The organism is Pseudomonas sp. B21-035 (assembly GCF_024748945.1).
GTDB lineage: Bacteria > Pseudomonadota > Gammaproteobacteria > Pseudomonadales > Pseudomonadaceae > Aquipseudomonas.
Genome location: NZ_CP087179.1, coordinates 3,715,826 through 3,735,512, shown reverse-complemented (window position 1 = coordinate 3,735,512; position 19,687 = coordinate 3,715,826). Strand labels below are relative to the sequence as shown.

The 19,687-nt window shown below is 61.2% G+C and carries 22 protein-coding genes, 2 tRNA genes and 1 pseudogene; 17 read left to right on the top strand and 8 right to left on the bottom strand.

Going from position 1 to position 19,687, the window contains the following annotated elements; genetic code table 11:
• Positions 1-31 precede the first annotated feature (31 nt).
• On the top strand, positions 32-781 hold the full coding sequence (locus tag LOY22_RS17050) for a TerC family protein (RefSeq protein WP_045194575.1): 750 nt from the start codon (positions 32-34) through the stop codon (positions 779-781).
• Between the two features lie 77 nt (positions 782-858).
• On the opposite strand, the gene LOY22_RS17045 is transcribed toward LOY22_RS17050, so the two are convergent.
• Positions 859-1,035 carry a hypothetical protein gene (locus LOY22_RS17045; protein WP_177329140.1) on the bottom strand — a complete coding sequence of 59 codons (177 nt, stop codon included), beginning with the start codon at positions 1,033-1,035 and terminating at the stop codon, positions 859-861.
• Positions 1,036-1,196: 161 nt separating this feature from the next.
• Between LOY22_RS17045 and LOY22_RS17040 the strand changes: the two are divergent.
• Positions 1,197-1,935, top strand: a pseudogene (locus tag LOY22_RS17040) (peptidase C39 family protein).
• Between the two features lie 22 nt (positions 1,936-1,957).
• On the opposite strand, the gene LOY22_RS17035 reads toward LOY22_RS17040, so the two are convergent.
• Positions 1,958-3,241: an FAD-binding oxidoreductase gene (locus tag LOY22_RS17035; protein WP_045194571.1), complete on the bottom strand. Its 1,284-nt coding sequence runs from the start codon at positions 3,239-3,241 to the stop codon at positions 1,958-1,960.
• 186 nt (positions 3,242-3,427) lie between these two features.
• Here LOY22_RS17035 and LOY22_RS17030 point away from each other — a divergent pair.
• The 4 genes from LOY22_RS17030 (at position 3,428) to LOY22_RS17015 (ending at position 5,352) form a co-directional block, all read left to right on the top strand.
• A tRNA-Val gene (locus LOY22_RS17030) sits at positions 3,428-3,504 on the top strand.
• 159 nt (positions 3,505-3,663) lie between these two features.
• Positions 3,664-3,740, top strand: a tRNA-Val gene (locus LOY22_RS17025).
• A 155-nt stretch (positions 3,741-3,895) separates the two neighbouring features.
• Positions 3,896-4,468, top strand: coding sequence for an SPOR domain-containing protein (locus LOY22_RS17020; RefSeq protein WP_258594132.1), 573 nt, complete (start codon positions 3,896-3,898; stop codon positions 4,466-4,468).
• A gap of 458 nt (positions 4,469-4,926) precedes the next feature.
• Positions 4,927-5,352, top strand: a complete 426-nt coding sequence (locus LOY22_RS17015) for an HD domain-containing protein (RefSeq protein WP_093381127.1) — start codon at positions 4,927-4,929, stop codon at positions 5,350-5,352.
• A 3-nt stretch (positions 5,353-5,355) separates the two neighbouring features.
• On the opposite strand, the gene LOY22_RS17010 is transcribed toward LOY22_RS17015, so the two are convergent.
• From LOY22_RS17010 to LOY22_RS17000, 3 genes are all read right to left on the bottom strand, one after another.
• The gene (locus LOY22_RS17010) at positions 5,356-6,048 is read right to left on the bottom strand and encodes an endonuclease (protein ID WP_045194565.1); all 693 of its coding nucleotides are present in this window, start codon (positions 6,046-6,048) and stop codon (positions 5,356-5,358) included.
• A 6-nt stretch (positions 6,049-6,054) separates the two neighbouring features.
• Entirely contained in the window at positions 6,055-6,324 is a 270-nt protein-coding gene (locus LOY22_RS17005) for a DUF1654 domain-containing protein (protein WP_045194563.1), read from the bottom strand.
• Positions 6,325-6,489: 165 nt separating this feature from the next.
• On the bottom strand, positions 6,490-7,578 hold the full coding sequence (locus LOY22_RS17000; protein ID WP_045194561.1) for an asparaginase: 1,089 nt from the start codon (positions 7,576-7,578) through the stop codon (positions 6,490-6,492).
• Positions 7,579-7,913: 335 nt separating this feature from the next.
• On the opposite strand from LOY22_RS17000, the gene LOY22_RS16995 reads away from it, so the two are divergent.
• From LOY22_RS16995 to LOY22_RS16965, 7 genes are all read left to right on the top strand, one after another.
• Positions 7,914-8,873, top strand: coding sequence for a sugar ABC transporter substrate-binding protein (locus tag LOY22_RS16995; RefSeq protein ID WP_258594130.1), 960 nt, complete (start codon positions 7,914-7,916; stop codon positions 8,871-8,873).
• A gap of 47 nt (positions 8,874-8,920) precedes the next feature.
• Positions 8,921-10,471: a sugar ABC transporter ATP-binding protein gene (locus LOY22_RS16990; RefSeq protein WP_258594129.1), complete on the top strand. Its 1,551-nt coding sequence runs from the start codon at positions 8,921-8,923 to the stop codon at positions 10,469-10,471.
• Positions 10,468-11,460 (top strand): ABC transporter permease, encoded by a 993-nt coding sequence (locus LOY22_RS16985; RefSeq protein ID WP_258594128.1) that lies wholly within the window; start codon positions 10,468-10,470, stop codon positions 11,458-11,460. Before LOY22_RS16990 ends, LOY22_RS16985 begins: the two co-directional genes overlap by 4 nt.
• Before the next feature lie 4 nt (positions 11,461-11,464).
• Entirely contained in the window at positions 11,465-12,487 is a 1,023-nt protein-coding gene (locus tag LOY22_RS16980) for a LacI family DNA-binding transcriptional regulator (protein WP_258594127.1), read from the top strand.
• A gap of 14 nt (positions 12,488-12,501) precedes the next feature.
• Positions 12,502-13,410 carry a ribokinase gene (gene rbsK / locus LOY22_RS16975; protein ID WP_258594126.1) on the top strand — a complete coding sequence of 303 codons (909 nt, stop codon included), beginning with the start codon at positions 12,502-12,504 and terminating at the stop codon, positions 13,408-13,410.
• On the top strand, positions 13,407-13,811 hold the full coding sequence (gene rbsD, locus LOY22_RS16970; protein ID WP_258594125.1) for a D-ribose pyranase: 405 nt from the start codon (positions 13,407-13,409) through the stop codon (positions 13,809-13,811). Before rbsK ends, rbsD begins: the two co-directional genes overlap by 4 nt.
• A 72-nt stretch (positions 13,812-13,883) precedes the next feature.
• Positions 13,884-14,855, top strand: coding sequence for a nucleoside hydrolase (locus LOY22_RS16965; protein WP_408980924.1), 972 nt, complete (start codon positions 13,884-13,886; stop codon positions 14,853-14,855).
• On the opposite strand, the gene LOY22_RS16960 is transcribed toward LOY22_RS16965, so the two are convergent.
• Positions 14,827-15,036 (bottom strand): hypothetical protein, encoded by a 210-nt coding sequence (locus tag LOY22_RS16960; protein WP_045195702.1) that lies wholly within the window; start codon positions 15,034-15,036, stop codon positions 14,827-14,829. The two genes, LOY22_RS16965 and LOY22_RS16960, sit on opposite strands and share 29 nt — an antisense overlap.
• Before the next feature lie 192 nt (positions 15,037-15,228).
• Here LOY22_RS16960 and LOY22_RS16955 point away from each other — a divergent pair, with 192 nt between their 5' ends.
• Positions 15,229-15,531 (top strand): hypothetical protein, encoded by a 303-nt coding sequence (locus LOY22_RS16955; protein WP_045194544.1) that lies wholly within the window; start codon positions 15,229-15,231, stop codon positions 15,529-15,531.
• Positions 15,532-15,661: 130 nt separating this feature from the next.
• Positions 15,662-15,979, top strand: coding sequence for an I78 family peptidase inhibitor (locus LOY22_RS16950; RefSeq protein WP_093381150.1), 318 nt, complete (start codon positions 15,662-15,664; stop codon positions 15,977-15,979).
• A 131-nt stretch (positions 15,980-16,110) separates the two neighbouring features.
• Here LOY22_RS16950 and LOY22_RS16945 read toward each other — a convergent pair whose 3' ends face one another.
• On the bottom strand, positions 16,111-16,323 hold the full coding sequence (locus LOY22_RS16945; protein WP_007956027.1) for a cold-shock protein: 213 nt from the start codon (positions 16,321-16,323) through the stop codon (positions 16,111-16,113).
• 163 nt (positions 16,324-16,486) lie between these two features.
• Positions 16,487-16,789, bottom strand: coding sequence for a hypothetical protein (locus LOY22_RS16940; RefSeq protein ID WP_082075393.1), 303 nt, complete (start codon positions 16,787-16,789; stop codon positions 16,487-16,489).
• Positions 16,790-17,173: 384 nt separating this feature from the next.
• Between LOY22_RS16940 and thrS the strand changes: the two genes are divergently transcribed.
• Complete coding sequence (thrS, locus tag LOY22_RS16935; RefSeq protein WP_045194537.1) at positions 17,174-19,096, top strand: threonine--tRNA ligase; 1,923 nt, start codon at positions 17,174-17,176, stop codon at positions 19,094-19,096.
• Positions 19,096-19,647, top strand: a complete 552-nt coding sequence (gene infC, locus LOY22_RS16930; protein ID WP_174242331.1) for a translation initiation factor IF-3 — start codon at positions 19,096-19,098, stop codon at positions 19,645-19,647. The genes thrS and infC overlap by 1 nt, the downstream gene beginning before the upstream one ends.
• The last annotated feature ends 40 nt before the right edge of the window (positions 19,648-19,687 follow it).

Genomic DNA, 19,687 nt, shown 5'->3' with positions numbered 1-19,687 from the left:
CCACCCCTTACCCCGATGCAGGATTTGATTCATGGAATACTTGTTGGAACTCGCTGCAAGCCCGACCGCCTGGGTCGCCCTGGCCACCCTGGTGGCCATGGAGATCGTCCTCGGTATCGACAACCTGATCTTCATCTCGATCCTGACCAACAAGTTGCCTGAAGAGTACCGCTCCAAGGCGCGGCGCATTGGTATCAGCATGGCCCTGATCATGCGCCTGGGCCTGCTCAGCACCGTGGCCTGGATCGTCCAGCTGACCGAGCCGGTGGTCGATGTATTCGGTCATACCTTCTCCTGGAAGGACATGATCCTCATCGCCGGTGGCCTGTTCCTGCTGTGGAAAGCGACCAAGGAAATCCACGAGAGCGTCGACCCGCGCGCCCAGGCTGAAGCCAAGGCGTCCTCGACCATCACCTTGGGCTTTGCTGCGGCGATTGGTCAGATCCTGGTGCTCGACATCGTCTTCTCGATCGACAGCATCATCACCGCCGTGGGCATGACCGAGCACCTGCCGATCATGATCATTGCCGTGATCAGTGCCGTGATCGTGATGCTGGTGGCCGCCGACCCGCTGGCCCGTTTCATCAACGACAACCCGACCGTGGTGATGCTGGCCCTGGGCTTCTTGATCATGATCGGCATGACCCTGATCGCCGAAGGTTTCGGTGCTCATGTACCCAAGGGTTATGTGTATGCGGCGATGGCCTTCTCGACGGCGATCGAGATCCTCAACATCATGTCGCGCCGGGCACGCTTGAAGCGCGAGGCGGTTGAGGGCTGATAAAGCCATTGCGGGGCAAGCCCGCTCCTGCAGTCACTGTGGGAGCGGGCTTGCCCCGCGATGCTTTTCAAAGATTTCTAATGCGCCCCGGCATGCCGGCGACTGCGCCGTAGCGGTACAGCGTCTTTGCCTTCAGGCTGGATGCGATGGTGCGGGTGATGACGCCGGGCGATGCGCAGCACCCCCCAGAGCATGGCAGCAGCGACGCTCAGCCAGGCGCCGAGCAGCAGCAAAATTGCCATTGTCAGGCTCATGTGTGCCTCCTCAAATCCGCGCCAAGGCAACGAGGCTCGCCACGCGGACACGTCTTCAGTCTAGCCCGTTGCAGGTTGCAGGCTATTGACCGATGGTCTAGAGGCTTGGGCCGCTTTGTTCTAAGCCTGCAACGGGCTATACCCACGGCGCGCGCCAGCCTATGATCAGCGCTCAGGGCCGGGCAGTGGCTGCCGGCCGTCATCGAGCGAGTGTTCATGCCTGCACCGACTTCCCTAACCGCCTTCACCCCGCGCCGCCTGCTGCTGGCCTGTGCGCTCGGCCTGGCCCTGGCCGGCTGTGCCAGCCAGCCGCCATCCCAGCTGAAAAACCTGCCGCAACGGGTCGAGATCGGCTCGGTGCCTTTCTACCGTGGCGAAGCCAACCAGAGCGCCTCGATGGCCCTGGCGGCCTTGCTCTCGCAACAGGGGGTGCGCATCACTCCGGGGCTGCTCGACAAATCGCTGGGCCTGCCACAGCACATCGACCAGCTTGAGCAGGCGATCCCGCGGGTGGGCCGCGAGTACGGCATGGTCGTGTATCCGCTCGAACCACGCCTGGACGCCTTGCTGGCGCAGGTAGCGGCGGGCAACCCGGTGTTGCTGCGCTTTCAGCAAGGTTCGACGTTCTGGAGCGAGCCACGCTATGCCTTGCTGGTCGGCTATGACCGTTACAAGCAGCGGGTATTGTTGCGGGCGGGGATGAACCGGCGCCTGCTGATGGAGTTCGATGACTTCGAATCAGCCTGGCAAAAGCAGGGGAGTTGGGCGGTGCTGGTGCAGCAGCCGGGCCAGTTGCCGGCCCAGGTTGACCGTCAGCGCTGGCTGAAAGCGGCCAATGACCTGGCCCAGGCGGGCCAGGAACAAGCGGCCCGGCAGGCCGTCAGCGCCCTGGGGCAGTGACGGCGCGAGCCGGGCAGGGGGCTTAGAAGCCCAGACGATCGCGCAGGCTGTAGTACCAGGCGCCCAGCGCGCTGAACGGTACACGCAGCAGTTGGCCACCCGGGAACGGGTAGTGCGGCAGCTCGGCGAAGGCATCGAAACGCTCGGCTTGGCCACGCAGAGCCTCGGCCAGCACCTTGCCCGCCAGGTGGGTGTAGGTGACGCCGTGGCCACTGCAACCCTGGGAGTAATAGATGTTGTCGCCCAGGCGGCCCACTTGCGGCAGGCGCGACAGGGTCAGCAGGAAGTTGCCGGTCCAGGCGTAGTCGATCTTCACGTCCTTGAGCTGCGGGAAGGCCTTGAGCATTTTCGGGCGGATGATCGCTTCGATGTTGGCCGGGTCGCGCGCACCGTACACCACGCCACCGCCGAAGATCAGGCGCTTGTCGCCGGTCAGGCGGTAGTAGTCGAGCAGGTAGTTGCAGTCTTCGACGCAGTAGTCTTGCGGCAGCAGGCTGCGCGCAAGCTCTTCGCCCAGCGGCTCGGTGGTGATCACCTGGGTGCCGCACGGCATCGACTTGGCGGCAAGTTCCGGCACCAGGCCGCCGAGGTAGGCGTTACCGGCAACGATGATGAACTTGGCGCGTACTTTACCTTGTGGGGTGTGCACCACCGGGTTGGCACCGCGCTCGATGCGGATGGCCGGCGATTGCTCGTAGATCTTGCCGCCCAGCGACTCGACCGCGGCAGCTTCTCCCAGGGCCAGGTTCAGCGGGTGGATGTGGCCGCCGCTCATGTCGAGCATGCCGCCGATGTACTGGTCGCAATCGACCACTTCACGGATGCGCTTCTGGTCCATCAGCTCCAGCTGGGTGTGGCCGAAGCGTTCCCACAGGCGCTTTTGCGATTCCAGGTGGCCCATCTGCTTGGGCGTCAGGGCGGCGAACACGCCACCGTCTTTAAGGTCGCACTGGATGTTGTATTTGGCCACGCGCTCACGGATGATGCGCCCGCCTTCAAAGGCCATGTGGCCCAGCAATTGTGCCTGCTTGGGGCCGACGGTGCGTTCAATGACGTCGATGTCGCGGCTATAGCTGTTGACGATCTGGCCGCCATTGCGGCCCGAGGCGCCAAAGCCGACCTTGGCAGCTTCCAGCACGGTGACCTTGAAGCCGCTCTCCAGCAGGAACAGGGCGCTGGACAGGCCGGTATAGCCGGCGCCGATCACGCAGACATCGGTCTGTACCTCTTCCTGCAGCGCCGGGCGCGGCGGAACCGGATTGGCCGATGCGGCGTAGTAGGACTGAGGGTAGGGGGTATTGGCCATGCTGCGAAACCTCTGTTTTATATTTTTTACGACTGTACCGATGCTATCAATAATAATAAACACCCGCTAGTCGTGTGTTGAAAATCCTTTACCCCGGCTTTTGGCAAATACTTTTGATATTCAGTGGCTTAGCGTTAAAAAAAGAGTTGACACCTTTCGGCGATTGGGTAGAATGCGCCCCACAGCAGGCACATAGCTCAGTTGGTTAGAGCACCACCTTGACATGGTGGGGGTCGTTGGTTCGAATCCAATTGTGCCTACCAAATCAAATCCGCCCCTGCTGGCGGTACACAAAAAGGCGATCCGCGAGGGTCGCCTTTTTTGTTTGCGGGCATTTTTTGCCGGCAAAGCAAAGCTGCTGATTTTTTTATGAAATTTCGCTTTACGAAGGTTAAAGACCTGCGTATTATGCGCCCCACAGCAGGCACATAGCTCAGTTGGTTAGAGCACCACCTTGACATGGTGGGGGTCGTTGGTTCGAATCCAATTGTGCCTACCAAACAAATCCACACTGCTGTGTGGTAACAAAAAGGGCGATCCGCAAGGGTCGCCCTTTTTGCATTTCAGCTGTAGGAGCGGGCTTGCCCCGCGATAGGGCCCTAAAGGCCAGCCAAGAATGCTAAAATCCGCCGCTTGCATTCAGGAGATAGACGCGTGCGCAAAGTGGCGGTGGTAATGGCGGTGCTGGCTCTGGCCGGTTGCGAAAACGAAGTCGAAGGCGTGCACAAGCAGGTGGCCGAACACCTGCAGAACCCCAAGACAGCCAAGTTCGCCAACGTGCGATTCGACCAGCAAGGCATTATTTGCGGCCAGGTGCGCGGCAAGGACGACGCCGGCGTGTTCGTGCCGTATCGCAGCTACGTGGCGATCAAGCAGGCCGCGGGCGACTATCAGCTCATTATTGCCGACCTGGGCAGCAACCTGGCCATTCGCGAAAAATGCGGTGGCGCCGACCTGCAGCGCGCCGCCGACGCTGCGGCAGACAAACCTGCGCCCCAAGGCTGGGATGTCGAGATCGTCCAGGGTGCGAACATGGGCGCCCTCAGCGACATGACCGCACGCCTGATCGAAAAGCAGATCCCGTCCTCGGTGGTCTACCGCAACGGCAAGCCGGTGGTGCTGCTCGGCCCTTATCCCGACAAGGCGCAAGCCGAGGCGCAGCAAGCCGATGTCATGGCACGCCTGGGCACCGACTCGATCGTCATCCAGCACGACGCCCCGCGCTAGTTTATTAAGGTCGAGAGTTATGAGGGCGAGGTAATGTGCTACCTCGCCCCTAGAGTTAGGCGTACTGCGCCAGCTTCCAAGTCACAGCTTTACCGTCGTACGGCGGAAACCGGTTGCCTTTGGCAATTGGGGCGCTTGTGGTAGGTGTGCCTACTACTTTCCACACCCCGCTTTCGGGGCAATTTTGCCCAGTGGTCCCGGTAGTGCCAATTGGTGCTTTAGACATATTTGATCTCCATAATGGCGAATTGACACCCAATTTAAGGTGCAGTCGTTAGCGTAGGAGATAGCTTTCCCTTCACAAGTTTATTGGATCCAATGTTTGTAACAAATTGGTTCGGGTGTTGGGCGACGTATTCATTCTCAACTGATTGACTATGCTATGCGTGACGGTGAGTTGATCGATGTCTACAGCATGGCGCGTCTACGACGCCAGCCGCGCTGAGCAGGAGGGCCATATGTCTACGCTGGAGCGGGCCATTGCGGTTGCGGCGAGGGCACATGAAGGGCAGCGCGATAAAGGCGGAACGGCCTATATCCTCCACCCGTTGCGGGTGATGCTGAGGGTGTCGACGGCCGAGCAGCGCATTGTCGCGGTGCTGCACGACGTGCTCGAGGATTCACCGATGACCCTCTCTGACCTTGCCCGCGAAGGCTTCGCCCTGAAGATCCTGGCCGCCGTGCAGGCGCTGAGCCGGCGCGATGACGAAAGCTACGAAGCCTTCGTGGTGCGGGTCGGCGATGATCCGCTGGCGCGGGTGGTCAAGCTGGCTGATCTGGCCGACAACAGCGACCTGTCGCGCATCCCCATGCCCGGCCCCGATGACATCGCCCGCCTGGCCCGTTACCAGCAGGCCAGCGCCTACCTGCAGGCGCTGGCCTGAGCCTCAACCGCAGGCGCTGAGGTTGACCGGGCCGACGAACTCGTTGCCATGGCCCATCACGCAAGCCACCCGCTGGTTGCGCTGGCGCTCCCAGGGCTGCGGCGGGTAGGTCTTGTTCCAGGCTTCGTACAGCTGGCGGTCCTGTTTCGACAGCTTGAGGCTGTACTGCTTGCTCATATAAAAGTAGGTGCGCGCAATCATGCCGCGAATGGACGGCCGCGGCATGACCTTCTTGGCTTTGAAGTCCACCTGGGTCAGGCATGAGCCATATTGCCCGCGCTGCTCGGGCAGCCAGCCAAAACTGAAGTTGCTGCGATCGCCATTGACCTCGCCAATGCTCGGCACCAGGTTGTGCAGGTCGGCCTCGGCGCGCTGGTAGACCTTGTCATTGCGCGAACAATTTTTGCGCCCGCCGCTTTGCCAGCACTGGCGCTGGTGGCCGATCTGCCAGGCCGGGACGATATGCTCCCACTCGATGCGCGAGGCGCGATTGGCATTTTTGCGCGGCACATACCCGCAGGCCTGCAAATCGACCTTGTTGCCGTTGTATTTGCAGCCGCAATAAAACTCGGTGGACTGCGGCGCATACAAACGCCAGGCGACCTTCTTGGCTTCGCTGAAGGTGCGCGGTGCATCGGCGTGGGCGGTGGTGACACTGAACAACAAACAAGCTACTGCAAAAACCGGAAATCTCATGCGCTTTCAATCTTCCTTCGGCACAACCCAGAAAATCTGCACGCCACCGTCATCGCGGTAGGCGAGGGTGACGTTGTCGTTCTCGGCGATTTCGTCGAGCAGGGTGGCCCAGTCTTCAGGCGTTTCGTGCTCCAGGCGGAAGATCAGCGCGGCCCGGGCTTTTTGTGCGGTGGGGGAATTGATGATTTTCTGGATGCGGGTGCCCAGTTGCTCGTAGCTGCTGGCAGGGGCGGAAGTGGTGGCCACAAAGCGTTCCTTTTTTAGCTGTATGCGCATACAGTATTTTACTGTAAGCAATTTCGCAACAGCTCGTCGGTGAAAGAGCGCATGTGACCGCAAACCGCGCGGTTTGCTGCGGTCTGTTTAAAGTATTTTTTGCCAGGGTAGGGGAAGCAGACTTGCCCGTCCTACAGGGCGGGCAAGCGCTTGGGGGCTACTTGATCAGTATTCCCAGAAGATCCGCTGCAGCTCTTTGCTGTCCTGGGTCTTGGTCATTGCAACCATGGCCAGGATCCGGGCTTTTTGCGGGTTCAGGTCGTGGGCGACGACGAAGTCGTTCTTGTCGTCAGGCTGCTCGGCGTTGCGCAGCACGAAGCCGCCGGCATTGACGTGGGACGAGCGAATGATCTGCACGCCTTGCTTGCGCAGGTCGATCAGGGTCGGGGCTACTTTAGAAGACACCGAGCCATTGCCGGTACCGGCGTGGATGATCGCCTTGGCGCCATTTTGTGCCAGGGCCTTGTAGGCGGTGTCGGTGACGTTGCCGTAACCGTAGGCGATGTCGACCGCAGGCAGGCTGCTGATTTTCTTGATGTCGAATTCCGAGTCTACGGTGTGACGCTTGGCCGGCAGGCGGAACCAGTAGGACTTGCCTTCGACGACCATGCCCAGCGGGCCCCATTGGCTCTTGAAGGCTTCGGTCTTGATGTTCACCGATTTGCTGACGTCGCGACCCGACTGGATCTCGTCGTTCATGGTGACCAGCACGCCCTTGCCGCGCGAGTCCTTGTTGCTGGCAACAGCCACGGCGTTGTACAGGTTGAGCATGCCGTCAGCCGACATGGCGGTGCCTGGGCGCATGGAGCCGACTACGACGATTGGCTTGTCGGTTTTTTCTACCAGGTTGAGGAAGTAGGCGGTCTCTTCCAGGGTGTCGGTACCGTGGGTGATGACGATGCCGTCGACATCCTTGCTGTCGGCAAGCTCGGCAACGCGCTTGCCCAGTTGCAGCAGGTTTTCGTTGCTGATGCTTTCGGAAGCGATCTGCAGCACTTGTTCGCCGCGCACATTGGCCAGTGTGGCCAGTTCCGGAACGCCGGCGATCAGCTTGTCGACACCGACCTTGGCGGCCTGGTAGGTGGCGCTGTTGGCGGTGCTGGCGCCGGCGCCGGCGATGGTGCCACCGGTGGCGAGGATCACCACGTTGGCCAGTTTCTGTTGGTTTTCGACTTCCTTGGCGTTGACGCCTGCGGGCAGTAACAGCAGCAGGGCCAAAGCGCCCGGAACGAAGGAATTAAGCGCAGCTTTCATCGTTGATCTCTCTTGTGTCTGGAGTTCGCTGTGTAACGCGCTAACAGAGGCAGATTCCGTACCAGAACAGCCGTTCGTCGGTTTTCATCTTCAATCTATTGATTTTCATGGGCTCAGAGCGCTCGGGAAAACGTCGGTAAAGCATTTTCCTATTCGGAATTCCGAATATTGTGTACAAGAGGTGTTCGGTTTTCCGGTTATTTTTAGGATAATTCCTACGTGCGCTTTCCAAATGGTCTGCGGCAGCGGATTTGACAAAATTTGGTTACGTTTTCATAGTGAGTTAACGCAAACGTTTGCGGCCCGATAAAAATCATAAGATCCGGAGTAAACCCATGAAGCTGCCCTTTGCTGGACGCCTGCTGGCGCTCGCCGTACTTTCCTCACTGTCCCTCGCCACACCCGTTTCCCACGCCCTGGCCGACGACGCCAAGCCGAAAGTCGCGCTGGTGATGAAATCGTTGGCCAATGAGTTCTTCCTGACCATGGAAGACGGCGCCAAGGCCTACCAGAAAGACCACGCCAATGAATTCGACCTGGTGTCCAACGGCATCAAGGACGAGACCGACTCCAGTAACCAGATCCGTATCGTCGAGCAGATGATTGTTTCCGGGGTCAACGCCCTGGTCATCGCTCCGGCCGACTCCAAGGCCCTGGTGCCGGTGGTGAAAAAGGCCATGGATGCCGGCATCACCGTGATCAACATCGACAACCGCCTCGACCCCGAGGTGCTCAAGAGCAAGCACCTCAGCGTGCCGTTCGTAGGCCCCGACAACCGCAAGGGCGCGCGGCTGGTCGGTGAATACCTGGCCAAGCAGAAGCTCAAGGCAGGCGATCAGGTGGCCATTATCGAAGGCGTCTCGACCACCACCAACGCCCAGCAGCGCACTGCCGGCTTCAAGGATGCAATGGAAGCGGCGCAGATCAAGGTGGTCTCGGTGCAATCGGGCGACTGGGAAATTGCCAAGGGCAATGCCGTCGCCGCCTCCCTGCTCAACGCCAACCCCGACCTCAAGGCTCTGCTGGCCGGCAACGACAGCATGGCCCTGGGTGCTGTATCGGCGGTGCGCGCCGCAGGCAAGGCCGGCCAGGTGCAGGTGGTCGGCTACGACAACATCAACGCCATCAAGCCGATGCTCAAGGACGGTCGCGTGCTTGCCACCGCCGACCAGTACGCCGCCAAACAAGCGGTGTTCGGCATCGAGGCGGCGCTGAAGATGCTCAAGGGTGAGAAAACCGATGTCGACGCCGACAACGTCATCCAGACCCCGGTCGAGCTGGTTACCCAACCCTAGTCGCAGCGTGCGCGCCTGCCACGGGGTGGGCGCCAGGAGAACAGGCAATGTCAGCGACTGCGGATGTCGTACTTTCAGTCAGCGCCATCGGCAAGACCTACGCGCAGCCGGTGCTCGGTGATATCGAGCTGAGCCTGCGGCGGGGCGAAGTGCTGGCCCTGACCGGTGAAAACGGCGCGGGCAAGAGCACCCTGTCGAAGATCATCGGCGGCCTCGAACGGCCCACCACCGGCCATATGCTTTACCAGGGCCAGCCGTACCAGCCCGGTAGCCGCGCCGCGGCCGAGCGCTTGGGCGTGCGCATGGTCATGCAGGAGCTCAACCTGCTGCCGACCCTGACCGTGGCCGAGAACCTGTTTCTCGACAACTTGCCCGGGCGCGCCGGCTGGATCAACCGCAAACGCCTGCGCCAACTGGCGGTGGCGGCCATGGCCCAGGTCGGCCTGGACGCCATCGACCCGGACACCCCGGTGGGCGAGCTGGGCATCGGCCATCAGCAGATGGTCGAGATTGCCCGCAACCTGATTGGCGACTGCCATGTGCTGATTTTCGATGAGCCGACGGCGATGCTCACCGCCCGCGAGGTGGAGCTGCTGTTTACCCAGATCGAGCGCCTGCAGCAGCGCGGCGTGGCCATCGTCTACATCTCCCATCGCCTCGAAGAACTCAAGCGCATCGCCCAGCGCATTGCCGTGCTGCGCGATGGCAAGCTGGTGTGCGTCGAGCCGATGCAGCGCTACAACAGCGAGCAACTGGTCAACCTGATGGTCGGCCGCGAGCTGGGCGAGCATATCGATTTGGGCGTGCGCAACATCGGCGCGCCGATCCTCAAGGTCAACGGCCTCGGCCGTAGCGACAAGGTCAAGGACGTCTCGTTCGAGGTGCGCAGCGGCGAGATCTTCGGCATCTCCGGCCTGATCGGCGCCGGGCGTACCGAGCTGCTGCGGCTGATTTATGGCGCCGACAGCGCCGACAGCGGCACTATCGAGCTGGGCAATCCCTTGCGCGAAGTGCGCGTCGATTCGCCGGTGGCGGCGGTGCGTCAGGGCATTGCCCTGATCACTGAAGACCGCAAGGGCGAAGGGCTGCTGCTGAGCCAGTCGATCAGCGCCAATATCGCCCTGGGCAACCTGCCGGCGATTTCCCGCGCCGGCATCGTTAACAGCGGCGCCGAGCGCGAACTGGCCGAACGGCAGATCGCCGCCATGCGCATCCGCAGTTCCAGCCCCGAGCAGGTGGTCGGCGAGTTGTCGGGCGGCAACCAGCAAAAGGTGGTGATCGGCCGCTGGCTGGAGCGCGACTGTTCAGTGCTGCTGTTCGATGAGCCTACCCGCGGTATCGACGTCGGCGCCAAGTTCGACATTTATGGCCTGCTGGCCGAGCTTGCGCGCCAGGGCAAGGCGCTGGTGGTGGTGTCGAGCGACCTGCGCGAGCTGATGCTGATTTGCGACCGCATCGGCGTGCTCAGTGCCGGGCGCCTGATCGACACCTTCGAGCGCGACAGCTGGACTCAGGACCAACTACTGGCCGCAGCCTTTGCCGGCTATCAGAAACGTGATGCGTTGCTGCACGAAGCGGCGCCCAGGACGACCCCATGAAAACCACCCAACTGGACACCGCTGCCCCCAGCGCCAAGCGCAGCGGCAGCTACTACGGCCTCGGCACCTACCTGGGCCTGGCCGGCGCCTTGCTGGCGATGATCGTGCTGTTCTCGTTGTTGAGCAGCCACTTTTGGTCTTACGCCACCTTCAGCACCCTGGCCAACCAGATCCCCGACCTGATGGTGCTGGCGGTGGGCATGACCTTCGTGCTGATCATCGGCGGCATCGACCTGTCGGTGGGTTCGGTGCTGGCCCTGGCCGGTTCCGCAGTCAGCGTGGCGATGCTCGGCTGGGGCTGGAACGTGATGCCGGCGGCCTTGCTCGGCATGGCTGTGGCGGCGCTGGCCGGCAGCATCACCGGCTCGATCACCGTGGCCTGGCGCATTCCGTCGTTTATCGTCTCGCTCGGCGTGCTGGAAATGGCCCGGGGCATGGCCTACCAGCTGACCGATTCGCGCACCGCTTACATCGGCGATGCCTTTGCCTGGCTGTCCAACCCGCTGGCTTTTGGCATCTCGCCATCGTTCCTGATCGCCTTGCTGGTGATCATCCTCGCCCAGCTGGTGCTGACGCGCACGGTGTTCGGCCGCTACCTGATCGGCATCGGCACCAACGAAGAGGCGGTGCGCCTGGCCGGCATCGACCCGCGCCCGTACAAGATCCTGGTGTTCTCGCTGATGGGCCTGCTCGCAGGGCTGGCTGCGCTGTTCCAGATTTCCCGCCTGGAAGCCGCCGACCCCAACGCCGGCTCCGGCCTTGAACTGCAGGTGATCGCCGCCGTGGTCATCGGTGGCACCAGCCTGATGGGCGGGCGCGGCTCGGTGATCAGCACCTTCTTTGGCGTGTTGATCATCTCGGTGCTGGCCGCAGGCCTGGCGCAGATCGGCGCTTCGGAGCCAACCAAACGCATTATCACCGGGGCGGTGATCGTCATCGCCGTGGTCCTCGACACCTACCGCAGCCGGCGCGCGCGCAGGCGGAACTGAAACAATGGCAACCATCAAAGATGTCGCGGCACTGGCGGGGATTTCCTACACCACCGTGTCGCATGTACTGAACAAGACCCGCCCGGTCAGTGAACCGGTGCGCCTCAAGGTCGAAGCGGCGATCGCTGAGCTCGACTACGTGCCCAGCGCCGTGGCCCGCTCGCTCAAGGCGCGCAGCACCGCAACCATCGGCCTGCTGGTGCCCAACAGCGTCAACCCGTACTTCGCCGAACTGGCCCGTGGCATCGAGGACGGCTGCGAGCGCAACGGCTACTGCGTGATCCTCTGCAACTCCGACGACAACCCGCAAAAGCAGCGCAGCTACCTGCGCGTGCTGCTGGAAAAACGCATCGACGGCCTGATCGTCGCCTCGGTCGGTGAAGACAACGACCTGCTCGACAGCCTGGCCAGCGTGCGCACGCCGATGGTCATCGTCGACCGCGCGCTGGAAGGCGTGGCCGCCGACCTGGTACGTATTGACCACGAACAAGGCGCTTATCTGGCGACCCGCCACTTGCTGGAACTCGGACATCGCGACATCGCCTGCATCGGCGGCCCGGCGACCACCAGCGTCGCCCAGTTGCGCCTGGCCGGTTTCCACCGGGCGCTGGCCGAAGCCGGGGTCAGCCCGCGCCAGGAGTGGCTGCTGAGTAGCGAATTCACCAGTATCGGTGGCTATAGCGCGGCAGCGGCGCTGCTCGATGGCGAGCGGCCGACGGCGATTTTTGCCGGCAACGACATGATCGGCATCGGCGTATTGCGCGCTGCCGCCGAACGCAACATCTGCGTGCCCAGCGAGCTGTCGGTGATCGGCTTCGACGATATCCAGATCAGCCAGTACGTATTCCCGGCGCTGACCACCGTTGGCCAGTCGATTCGTGAGCTGGGCGAGAGCGCCGCCGAACTGCTGCTGCGGCGCATCGCCGAACCCCTGCGCGGCGCGCCAGAGCAGCGCATTGTTGCGCCGAGCATCGTCCTGCGCGAATCCACCGCGCCGCGCCCCGACCTTTTCAATGATTACCGCTGAGAACGAGCCCGCACATGCAAGCCAATGTAGTAGTGGTAGGTAGCCTGAACATGGACCTGGTGACGCGTGCCCAGCGTCTGCCGCGCGGCGGCGAAACCCTGGTGGGCGAAAGCTTCGTCACCGTGCCGGGCGGCAAGGGCGCCAACCAGGCGGTAGCGGCGGCGCGCCTGGGCGCGCAGGTGGCGATGGTCGGCTGCGTCGGTGATGATGCTTACGGCCAACAACTGCGCCAGGCCCTGGCCGATGAGCAGATCGACTGCCAGGCAGTGAGCATCGCTGCCGGGGTGTCCAGTGGCGTGGCGCTGATCGTGGTTGATGCCGCCAGCCAGAACGCCATCGTCATTGTTGCTGGCGGCAATGGCCAGTTGCTGCCCGAATCAGTACAGCGCTTCGACGCCTTGTTGCAAAACGCCGAGGTGATTATCTGCCAGCTGGAAGTGCCGATGGCCACCGTCGCCTACACCCTTGAGCGGGGCAGGGCGCTGGGCAAGACGGTGATCCTCAACCCGGCACCGGCCAGCGGCCCGCTGCCGGCCGAATGGTTTGCCCATATCGACTACCTGATCCCCAACGAAAGCGAAGCCGAAGCCCTGTGCGGGCTGCCGGTCAACGACCTGGACAGCGCCAAAGCGGCCGCCACGCATTTGCTGGCCATGGGCGTTGGCAAGGTCATCGTCACCCTCGGTGCCCAGGGCGCGCTGTTTGCCGATGGCCAGGTGTTCAGGCATTTCCCGGCGCCAGTGGTGCAGCCTGTGGACACCACAGCGGCCGGCGACACCTTTGTCGGCGGTTTCGCTGCAGCCCTGGCACGTGGCGAAGCGCAGGGCGCGGCAATTGCCTTTGGTCAGCGTGCAGCGGCCCTGTCGGTTACCCGCGCCGGTGCGCAGCCTTCAATCCCGCACTTGAGCGAGCTGCAGCCATGAAGAAGACGCCCTTGCTGAACATTGCCCTGTCGCGCCTGATCGCCTCCCTCGGCCATGGCGACATCCTGCTGATTGGCGATGCCGGTTTGCCGGTGCCGGCGGGGGTGGAGCTGATCGACCTGGCGCTGACCCCGGGTATTCCGGATTTCGCCAGCACCCTGCGCATTGTGCTGACGGAAATGCAGGTCGAAAGCCACGTGCTGGCGGAGGAAATCCTTCAGCATCAGCCGCCGGGCCTGACCGCCGTCGAGCAGTTGACCGCCAAGGGCGAACTGGGCGCCCGACGCTTGCTCAGTCACGAAGAGTTCAAGCAGTTGAGCCGCAGTGCCCGCGCCATCGTGCGCACCGGCGAGTGCCAGCCCTACAGCAACATTGCCTTGGTTGCCGGGGTGACCTTCTAGCTGTTCCATCTGATCATAAGGACGTGTCTTATGTTGAGCTGTGCCAAACGTTTGCTCCAAGGAGTGTTGCTGATGTCCGTGCTTTCGGCGGGTGCCCAGGCGGCGCCCATTGACCTGATTATCGATACTGACCCCGGTGCCGACGACGTGGTGGCGCTGTTCCTGGCCATGGCTTCGCCAGATGAACTGAAGATTCGCGCCATCACCACCGTGGCCGGCAACGTGCGACTCGAGAAGACCTCGCGCAATGCCCGCCTGGCTCGCGAATGGGCCGGGCGCGAAGACATTCCGGTATACGCCGGCGCGCCGAAACCGCTGGTGCGTACACCGATCTACGCCGCCGATATCCATGGCGAAGAAGGCTTGCCCGGGGTAACGGTCAGCGAGCCGCAGAAGGGGCTGGCCAACGGCAGTGCGGTGCGTTACCTGATCGACACCTTGAGCAGCGCCAAGCCGCACAGCATCACTATCGCCATGCTCGGCCCGCAGACCAACCTGGCTTTGGCGCTGATTGAAGCGCCGCAGATCGTCAATGGCATCAAGGAAGTGATCGTCATGGGCGGTGCCCACTTCAATGGCGGCAATATCACCCCGGTGGCCGAGTTCAACCTGTTCGCCGACCCTCACGCTGCCGAAGTAGTACTCAATAGCGGGGTCAAGCTCACCTACCTGCCGCTGGACGTCACCCACAAGGTGCTGACCAGCGAGGCGCGGCTCAAACAGATTGCCGACCTCAACAATGGGGCGAGCAAGCGCGTGGTGGATATCCTCAATGCCTACGTCAAGCAGGACATGAAGCACTACGGCATGCCTGGCGGCCCGGTGCATGACACCACGGTGATTGCCTACCTGCTCAAGCCCGAGCTGTTCCGCGGCCGCCAGGTGTTCATGCAGGTCGACAGCCGCGACGGCCCGACCTTCGGCCAGACCATTACCGACTGGTATGGCACCCTGAAAGAGCCGGGCAACGTCACCTGGATTACCGAGGGGGATGCCCAGGGCTTTTTTGATCTGCTCAGTGCCCGTCTGGCGCGTCTGCCATAACCGGCTGGCTGTAACGCTCAAAGACCTGGTCGACGTAGCTGCGTGCGTCGTCCGGGCCTAGGTCCTTGACCAGCAAGTCGAGGGCGATCAGCAGCAGTTCTTCGGCGCTGGCCGGGCTGTAGGCGCTCTGGCCCTCGGGCCATTTGACCTTGATGTCGGCATCGATGATGTGGCTTGTCATGAACATTCTCGAATGAAACCTGCGCGCGCTGTCGGTTCAAATGCCGGGCCCTGGCGTTTGAAGGGGAGGCTGGCCTGCGCTCCGCCGATAGCTGCAGTAAATCATGGCCGCCGCCTGCATCGCACTGCGACTTAGGCATAAGCGCAGGGGGCGTGGCAAACTATCGGTGTTTTAGTTTGCCGGGACAGCGCAGTGCAGATCGACCTCAACAACCCCAACGACTTTACCCTCGACAACGTCCGGGCCCTGCTGGTGGCCGGCAATGGTGCGGTTCACAACCAGCTGCGGGTCAATCACAAGGGCATCGCCTGGTTGTCCCAGGTCACCGGTGGTCGCGAACTGCAGGGCCTGGCCTTTCGTCTGGAAACCTGGGCGGCGGGCTCCGGTTGTGTCGGCCCGCAGGTGGCCGATGACGAGCGCTGGATACGCCAGGTGTACAACGCCCTGAAAAATAACTGGCCCAAACCTGCCAGCGATTACATCGACCTGTATTGAGCTTGCGCAAAATCCGGTCACGATTAGCCTTGGCCTAGAGCGCTCTGGCTCGGGCACAATGGTCCGGTTTTGCAACGAAAAACCAGGAGTGCTGTCACATAGGCAGCATTCAAGTATTTAAGGAGGATTCATGTTCCGCACGCGTGCATCATTGGTAAGCCTGTTGGCTGTCGCCGTATTGGCAGGTTGCAGCAGCACTGGCGGCTCTTCGTCGAAGGCCCCGCAGGCTGCTGCCAACACCGATGGCCGTTGCCAGGCCAGCGGCGCCGAGTTCGCCATCGGCAAGCCGGCCACCCCCGAGTTGCTCGAGCAGGCGCGTAAAGCCAGCGGCTCGCAACTGGCCCGTGTGCTCAAGCCTCACGACGTCATGACCCTGGAATACCGCTCCGAGCGCCTGAACCTCAACGCCGACGAACAAGGCGTGATCACCCGCGTAAACTGCGGCTAAAACGGTCTCTGTGGGAGCGGGCTTGACCCGCGATAGGGTCATTACTGGTTCTATCGCGGAGCAAGCCCGCTCCCAAATCCCAGGCACAAAAAAACCCGCCACAAGGACGGGTTTTTTTATTCGGTCAGATCTTACTCTGGACGAACTTGTGCAGCCTGCATGCCCTTCTGGCCTTTTTCGGCAACGAAGGAGACAGTCTGGCCTTCCTTCAGGCTTTTGAAACCGTCGGTTTCGATAGCCTTGAAGTGAACGAACAGGTCGTCGCCGCCACCTTGTGGAGTGATGAAGCCGAAGCCTTTCTCATCGTTGAACCATTTTACGGTGCCGGTTTGGCGATTAGACATGGGTGTATCTCCAGGAAACATGATTTTCAGTAGTGCGGTGTTGCCGAGGCCAACAGGGTGCACGCCGACCATCATAGTCTAATTATGGGCTTGTAGCCCCTTTTACCTTCGCAGATTGCTGATCTGGAGCAAATTAGCGATGGATAACTGGCCAAAGGCCCTATTATTTCGGGTTTTTCGGGCCGCAGACCGCTGCAATATTTTTTTGCGCGCGCTCCATTACTGCCGCATCAACGCCATCCTCCAGGGTATCCAGGTCTTTCATCTCTTTGTCGCTGAGATTTTTCTGGAGCACGTCTCCGGCGCATTTGCAGTGCTGTTCGGCTTTATCCTTTGCCAGGCCTTGCTTCTGCGCCTGCGCTACGCAGGTCGACTGGTAGTTGCCGGGCAGTTTGCCAGCATGGGCTCCCAACGGCAGCAGCAGGGCAGAGGCAGCCGCCAGGGCCAGAAGAGACTGAAGTCGCATAACCAAACACTCCTTGGGGTCGAGTCTCACAAGAGTAGGACGCTTCACAAACTCTGAGCGGAAAAAATCCGCGCAAGTTCACCGCCAAAGCTCAATTTGCGAATATTTCTGCCCAGCCGGTCAATCTGCCCGCAATCGCCCGAAAGCTTTGTGCTAGCATGCTGGCCTTGAGCTCGCCGCCGGCTGTTTCTTGCAGCTTGCAGCTTGCAGCTCCCAACTGTTTTTTTACTATTCCAGTCACTCTGGTTCGTTCCCTGGCAGGCTTTCGGGCTTCTGCCACTGTGAGGCAGGCTTTGCTTGTGCAAAGACAGGGGCGGATCGCGTACTGGCTCATCCCAACCCACGTGACCTTTGGTAGGGGTCACCACTAGGAGAGGAGGCGCCATGCCCATTATTACTCTTCCCGATGGCAGTCAACGTTCATTCGACAAGGCAGTTTCGGTTGCCGAAGTCGCCGCATCCATTGGTGCGGGCCTCGCCAAAGCCACCGTCGCCGGCAAGGTCGACGGCAAGCTGGTCGACGCCTGCGACCTGATCGAGAACGATGCCAGCCTGCAAATCATCACGCCCAAGGACGAAGAGGGGCTGGAGATCATCCGTCACTCGTGCGCCCACCTGGTCGGCCACGCGGTCAAGCAGCTGTACCCGACTGCGCGCATGGTCATCGGTCCGGTCATCGATGAAGGCTTCTATTACGACATCGCCTACGAGCGTCCTTTCACGCCCGAAGACATGGCGGCGATCGAACAGCGCATGCAGCAGCTGATCGACACCGAATACGACGTCATCAAAAAAGTCACTCCGCGCGCCGAAGTGATCGAAGTGTTCAAGGCCCGCGGCGAAGACTACAAGCTGCGCCTGGTCGAGGACATGCCGGATGAACAGGCCATGGGCCTGTACTACCACGAAGAATACGTCGACATGTGCCGCGGCCCGCACGTGCCGAACACCCGTTTCCTGAAATCCTTCAAGCTGACCAAGCTGTCCGGCGCCTACTGGCGCGGCGACGCTAAAAACGAGCAGCTGCAGCGCGTCTACGGCACCGCCTGGGCCGACAAGAAGCAGCTGGCTGCTTATATTCAGCGCATCGAAGAAGCAGAAAAACGCGACCACCGTAAAATCGGCAAGCGCCTGGGCCTGTTCCACCTCCAGGAAGAAGCGCCGGGCATGGTGTTCTGGCACCCGAACGGCTGGACCCTGTACCAGGTACTCGAGCAGTACATGCGCAAGGTTCAGCGCGACAACGGCTACCTGGAGATCAAGACTCCGCAGGTTGTTGACCGTTCGCTGTGGGAAAAGTCTGGCCACTGGGCCAACTACGCCGACAACATGTTCACCACCCAGTCGGAAAACCGCGACTACGCCATCAAGCCGATGAACTGCCCATGCCACGTGCAGGTGTTCAACCAGGGCCTGAAGAGCTACCGCGAGCTGCCGCTGCGTCTGGCCGAGTTCGGTGCCTGCCACCGTAACGAGCCGTCGGGCGCGCTGCACGGCATCATGCGCGTGCGTGGCTTTACCCAGGACGACGCGCACATCTTCTGCACCGAAGAGCAGATGCAGTCCGAATCCGCCGCCTTCATCAAGCTGACCATGGATGTCTACGCCGACTTCGGCTTCAAAGACATCGAAATGAAGCTCTCGACCCGCCCTGAAAAGCGCGTCGGTTCCGATGAGCTGTGGGATCGCGCCGAAGCCGCACTGGCCGCCGCCCTCGACAGCGCCGGCCTGCCGTACGACCTGCAGCCTGGCGAAGGGGCCTTCTACGGGCCGAAGATCGAGTTCTCGCTGAAGGATTGCCTTGGCCGCGTCTGGCAGTGTGGTACCCTGCAGCTCGACTTCAACCTGCCGATCCGTCTGGGCGCAGAATTCGTCTCCGAAGACAACGGCCGCAAGCATCCGGTGATGCTGCACCGTGCAATCCTCGGTTCGTTCGAGCGTTTCGTCGGAATTCTCATCGAGCATTACGAAGGTGCATTCCCGGCCTGGCTCGCGCCAACCCAGGCGGTGATCATGAATATCACCGACAAGCAGGCCGAATTCGCCCAGAATGTTGAAAAAACTCTCAATGAAAGCGGGTTCCGTGCCAAGTCCGACTTGAGAAATGAGAAAATCGGCTTTAAAATCCGCGAGCATACTTTGCTCAAGGTCCCTTACCTTTTGGTTATAGGGGATCGCGAAGTCGAAACGCAAACCGTCGCTGTGCGTACTCGTGAAGGCGCTGACCTGGGCTCGATGCCCGTCGCTCAATTCGCTGAATTCCTCGCTCAAGCGGTTTCCCGGCGTGGTCGCCAAGAATCGGAGTAATTACTATTAAGCGTGAAATGAGAAACGATAAACGAGCTGCACCGAAGGCCCCGATCAACGAGAATATCTCGGCACGCGAGGTTCGGTTAATTGGCGCTGACGGCGAGCAGATTGGCATCGTCTCGATTGATGAAGCGCTTCGTATCGCTGAAGAAGCGAAGCTGGACCTGGTAGAGATTTCTGCCGACGCAGTACCGCCTGTCTGCAAGGTCATGGACTACGGCAAGCACCTCTTCGAAAAGAAGAAGCAAGCTAACGAGGCCAAGAAGAATCAGAAGCAGGTCCAGATTAAAGAAATCAAGTTTCGTCCAGGGACGGAGGAGGGGGATTACCAGGTAAAACTACGCAACCTGGTACGTTTCCTGAGTGATGGGGACAGGGCCAAGATTTCCTTGAGATTTCGCGGTCGTGAGATGGCCCACCAGGAGCTGGGTATGGAACTGTTGAAGCGGGTCGAAACTGACCTTTTGGAATACGGTTCCGTCGAACAGCATCCTAAGATGGAAGGACGCCAGCTGATCATGGTCATCGCACCCAAGAAAAAGAAATAACCACCAGGGCACGGCAGGCCTTGCGGTTATGTTTATCAAC